Below are 747 nucleotides of genomic sequence, written 5' to 3'. Positions count from 1 at the left end.
ACAATAGACGATGGTGATCGCCCAAAGTCACGCGAGATGGAACGAACGTCACGCTTGTCGTTCTGAAACGCGTGCAATAGACGTTGATCTTCCTCAGCACTCCATCGATGGCCATGGCGTTCAGGTTTTGGTTCATCTGGTTCCATTGGCGCGTCAACGTCAGTCGATGTTGTTGCGGTAGTCTTGTAGTGCTTGACGTCTTCGGAGTGTCGCGACGGACCGGGAACGTCTTCGGCCTCCAACAACCACTGGGGCAGGGTGCCTGCGGCACGGGCAATGAATTTGAGCTCATCCAGACTGATCTGCAGGTTGACGGCATTATCCAAGGTCATTGAGATAATGACGCTGCCATTTGAGATTGTAGCGGCAAGACCACGATGGCACTCGTCCTTCGTTTCTTCGACAAGATAACTTGTGGTCATGAGTGTTCTCCGGTGGCTCTTTCGGGATCATAACAGCTGGAATTTTCCCCAGCTATGGCCCCCGAAAAGATCACGCTCACCGCCCTAAAATACTTCAGCCGGTAGACCCAAGCGGCGATTTTCTCATGACACCAGCGCATATTCGCGTGCGAGGCGGCCCCCTTTTGGGGGCCGTTGAGGAAGCTGGAAGGGGCGGCGTTCGCCGCCCCAAGACCCGCGAGGGGCTTATTCTGTAACGTTGCCGTCTTGATCACCGGCCTTTGGTTCAAAGCCTACGAGTTCGTCAACGGCGACGGGGAAGTCGAGTTTGATGTTGAGGACTTGT

The 747-nt window shown here is 54.8% G+C and carries 1 protein-coding gene; it reads right to left on the bottom strand.

Translation table 11 applies throughout. The features are described from left to right. Positions 1 to 422 (bottom strand): hypothetical protein (locus ACFWW2_RS16965; RefSeq protein WP_393929876.1); only part of this gene is annotated, 422 nt, incomplete at its 3' end. Positions 423 to 747 lie beyond the last annotated feature (325 nt).

This window comes from Yoonia sp. R2-816, from assembly GCF_046762905.1.
In the GTDB taxonomy this organism is placed as follows: domain Bacteria; phylum Pseudomonadota; class Alphaproteobacteria; order Rhodobacterales; family Rhodobacteraceae; genus Yoonia.
The sequence above is the reverse complement of the archived record's forward strand: the minus strand, read 5'-3'. Positions and strand labels throughout refer to the sequence as shown.